Annotated in this window: 4 protein-coding genes and 1 pseudogene; all 5 read left to right on the top strand. The window is 71.5% G+C overall.

What is annotated here, in order from left to right:
• The coding region (locus A9O63_RS00380) for a sigma-54 interaction domain-containing protein (RefSeq protein WP_069330144.1) at positions 1-861 on the top strand (861 nt) is incomplete at its 5' end.
• A gap of 13 nt (positions 862-874) precedes the next feature.
• Complete coding sequence (gene fliE, locus A9O63_RS00375; protein WP_069330143.1) at positions 875-1,198, top strand: flagellar hook-basal body complex protein FliE; 324 nt, start codon at positions 875-877, stop codon at positions 1,196-1,198.
• A 19-nt stretch (positions 1,199-1,217) separates the two neighbouring features.
• On the top strand, positions 1,218-2,930 hold the full coding sequence (gene fliF / locus A9O63_RS00370) for a flagellar basal-body MS-ring/collar protein FliF (RefSeq protein ID WP_069330142.1): 1,713 nt from the start codon (positions 1,218-1,220) through the stop codon (positions 2,928-2,930).
• A gap of 1 nt (position 2,931) precedes the next feature.
• Entirely contained in the window at positions 2,932-3,954 is a 1,023-nt protein-coding gene (gene fliG, locus A9O63_RS00365; RefSeq protein WP_069330141.1) for a flagellar motor switch protein FliG, read from the top strand.
• Between the two features lie 3 nt (positions 3,955-3,957).
• Positions 3,958-4,103, top strand: a pseudogene (locus A9O63_RS23595) (FliH/SctL family protein); the annotation flags it as partial.

The raw sequence follows: 4,103 nt of genomic DNA, 5'->3' as shown, positions 1-4,103 counted from the left end.
CCCCGGCCCACGGGCACGCTGCCCCACCGCGACGCGGCGCTGCTGGCGCTGGCCGATCTCCTCGCCTCGCAGGTCTCGGCCATGGTGGCGGCCGATGCGGCGACCGGCGCGCTGATCGACCTCGCCGCCCGCGTGGCGCGCACCGATGTCACCGTCTTCATCAACGGGCCGACCGGCTCGGGCAAGGAGGTGCTGGCGCGCAAGGTGCATGAGGCGAGCCGCCGCGCCGCGGGCCCCTTCATCGCGATCAACTGCGCGGCCATCCCCGAGAACATGCTGGAAGCCATGCTGTTCGGCCACGAGAAGGGCGCCTTCACCGGCGCCTCGGGCGCCAACAAGGGCATCATCCGCGCGGCCGAGGGCGGCACGCTCCTGCTCGACGAAGTGTCGGAAATGCCGATGGGGCTGCAATCGAAGCTGCTGCGCGTGCTGCAGGAGCGGCGCGTGACGCCGCTCGGCAGCCAAACCGAGGTGCCCGTCGATGTGCGCATCATCGCCACCTCGAACCGGCACATGCCCGAGGAGGTCCGCGCCCGCCGCTTCCGCGAGGATCTGTGGTATCGGCTGAATGTCTTCCCGCTGACCACGAAGCCGCTCTGCGAGCGCCCCGACGACATTCCGGCGCTGGCCGTGGCGCTCCTGCGCCGCCATTGCCCGGCCGAGCTCGCGCTGCCCCTCCTTGCGCCCGAGGCGCTCGAGACGCTCCTCGCCCACGACTGGCCCGGCAATGTGCGCGAGCTCGAGAATGTCATCCAGCGCGCCCTCGTCCTGCACGAGGGGGGCCGGATCGTGCCGGACGACATCGTGATCGACGCGGTGCCGCAGCTGCCGGTGCGCCCGCTGCATCTGGCGGCCGTCTGACGGAGCGGCGGCCATGACCATCCAGTCGATCAGCGGCGCCCTGCCCCTCGGGGGGCTTCAGGAGGCCTCCGCCAGCCAGCGCCCGCAGCCGCTCGGACAGACCGACCGCACCGCCGCCCCGGCCTTCAGCGAGCGGCTCGGCCATGCCGTCGAGGATCTGGCGCGGGCCCAGAGCGAAGCGGGCGAGAAGGCCGCCGCCTTCGAGCGCGGCGAGACGGGCAATCTGGCCGAGGTGATGATCTCGCAGCAGGTCTCGTCGCTGGGCTTCCAGCTTGCGCTCAACGTGCGCAACAAGGCGCTCGGCGCCTATCGCGACATCATGAACATGCCGGTCTGAGAGCCGGGGAAAGCGACCGATGGCCCCTTCTCCCACGCCTCCCGCGGTGCGCGGACCGGCAGGCGCGCTGATCCCGCAGATGCGCGGCATGGTGGATCAGATCCGCCGGTTCGGCGACCAGCCGGGCCTGCGCCGCGCGATGCCCGCCATCCTCATCCTTGCGGTGACCGTGCTGGCGCTGGCCGGATGGATCCTCCTGCGCGAGCCCGCCCGCGTCACGCTCTATCCCGGCCTGCCCGAGGCCGAGAAGGCGCGCGTGATCGACAGCCTGACCGGCGGCGGCATCGCGGCGGTGATCGACGAGCGCACGGGCGAGGTGGCGGTGCCGGGCGCGGACTATCACCGCGCGCGGATGCTGCTTGCGGCGCAGGGGCTGCCGCAGGGCCTGCCCGACGGGAATGCGCTGCTGAACGATCTGCCGATGGGCACGTCGAAATCGGTCGAGACGGCGCGGCTCAGGCAGGCGCAGGAGCTCGACCTCGCGCGGTCGATCACCGAGATTTCCGCCGTCTCGGCGGCGCGCGTGCATCTGGCGCTGCCCGAACGGTCGGCCTTCCTGCGCGAGAGCCAGCCGCCGCGGGCGAGCGTCTTCCTCCAGATCGTGACGGGACGCACGCTCGACGGCGCGCAGGTCGAGGCCATCGTGAACCTCGTCTCCTCCTCGGTGCCGGGCATGGCGCGGCAGGATGTGACGGTGGTCGACCAGATGGGGCGGCTTCTGTCGCGGGGCTCGGACGATCCGGCGGTGCTGCTGAACGACCGCCAGCTCCAGCACCGGGTGCAGCTCGAGACGCTCTACCGCAACCGGATCGAGAGCCTGCTCACCCCCATCGCGGGGCCGGGCAACCTTGCGGTGCAGGTCACGATCGACATGGATTTCACCCGCCAGGAGATCCGCGAGGAGCAGGTCGACCCCGACCGCACCGCGCTTCTGGCCGAGCAGAGCCAGATCGAGGAGACGGCCGACCCGCAGGCCAGGGGCATTCCGGGCGCCGTGTCGAACAGCCCGCCGCCCGAGGCCGGGCTCGAGGAAGGGGCGCCGCCCACCGCCGCGGGCGAGGCCGCAGCGCCGATGCGCAGCCGGTCGCAGAACTCGACCCGCAATTTCGAGGTCAGCCGCAAGGTCGAGACCACCCTGCCCGCCACCGCCCGCATCGCGCGGGTGAGTGCGGCGGTCGTGGTGCGCGCCCAGCCGCAGCCTGCCGCCGCCGATCCTGCCGCCCCGCCGCCCCCGCTCCTGCCCGAGGCGCTGAAGGCCGATCTCGAGCGGCTGACCCGCTCGGCCGTGGGCTTCGACGCGGACCGGGGCGACGTGGTGACGATCACGGCGCAGCCCTTTCTCGACACGGTCGCCCCCGAGGCCTCCGGCTGGAGCGCCGAGCCGTGGCTTGCGGATGTGGCGCGGCAAGGCTTCCTTCTCGCGGCGCTGGCCGTGGTGGCGCTGGGGGTCGTGCGGCCGATCCTGAACCGCGTGCTTCTGCCCGCGCCCGCCGCAGCCGGCGCGCTGCCTCTGGGCGAGACGGCGGTGGAGGTGGGCGAAGGCGAGAGCCTCGATGACGTGCGCGCCCGCCTCAAGGCGCGTCAGGGGGCGCTGACCAAGAACATGCTCGATGCGGCGCGCAGCCATGAGGAGCAGATCCTCGTCATCCGCAAGCTCGTCGAGGAGGACGAGGGCCGCATCGCCACCACCATCCGCCAGATGATCGCGGCCGAGCTCGACACCGTGAAGTGACATGACCACAGCCGCCGCCAGCCACTTCAAGACGCTCACCGGCACGCAGAAGGCCGCCATCCTGCTCATGCTGTTCGGCGAGACGACGGCCGCGCAGATCCTGCGCAACCTCACCCCGCGCGAGGTGCAGCATCTGGGCGCGGCCATGTACAGCGTGCGCGGCATCGATCAGGACACGCTGAGCCTTGTGCTCGAGGATTTCCTCGACACGCTCCGCCGCCAGACCGGCCTCGGCTTCGGCGCGGCGGGCTATATCCGCAACGTCCTGTCGGCGGCCTTCGGCGAGGACAAGGCCGAGACGGTCATCAGCCGCATCGGCCAGTCCGCCTCCGAGCGCCCGCTCGAGATCCTCGAATGGATGGACGCGCCCTCGATCGCCGAGCTGCTGGTGGACGAGCATCCCCAGATCATGGCCCTCACGGTGGCCTGCCTCGATCACGCGCTGGCAGCCCAGGTGCTGGCGCTGCTGCCCGAGGAGATCCAGCCCGAGGTGATCCAGCGCATCGCCTCGCTGAACACGGTGCAGCCCGAGGCGCTGGCCGACCTCCAGCAGGTCATGCAGCGCAAGTTCAAGGCCTCGACTACCATGCGCGCGAGCCAGATCGGCGGCGTGAAGGCGGCCGCGCGGATCATGAACTTCACCCGCACCGCGACCGAGGCGCGGATCCTCAAGGACATCCGCAAGGACGACAAGGACCTGATGCAGGCGATCCAGGACAACATGTTCGTCTTCGACAATCTCATCAAGTCCGACGACCGCTCGCTGCAGACCCTGCTGCGGGCCGTGGACAACGAGACGCTGGTGCTGGCGCTGAAGGGGGCGGACGAGGGGCTGCGGGCGAAGATCCTCGGCTGCATGTCGACGCGGGCTGCGGCCACCGTCCGGGACGAGATGGAGGCGCTGGGCCCCGTGCGGCTGACCGACGTGCAGGCCGCGCAGAAGCAGATCATCGCGGTGGCCCGGCAGATGTCGGACGAGGGCACGATCGTGCTCGCGGGCCGCGGCGGCGAGCAGATGGTGTAAGGCATGACCGCGCAGACGCCCATCGGACCCGAGGATGTGCTGGCCCTGATCCGCGAGACGAACGCGCGCGGCTTCGGCCGCTCGGACCTGCCCGCGCCCGGGCCGGAGGGTCCCTTCCGGCCGATGCCGCTCTCGGGCCTCGGCCGCGC

It is taken from the genome of Cereibacter johrii (assembly GCF_001720585.1).
GTDB classification, from domain to species: domain Bacteria; phylum Pseudomonadota; class Alphaproteobacteria; order Rhodobacterales; family Rhodobacteraceae; genus Cereibacter_A; species Cereibacter_A johrii.
This window is presented reverse-complemented; position numbering and strand designations above follow the sequence as displayed.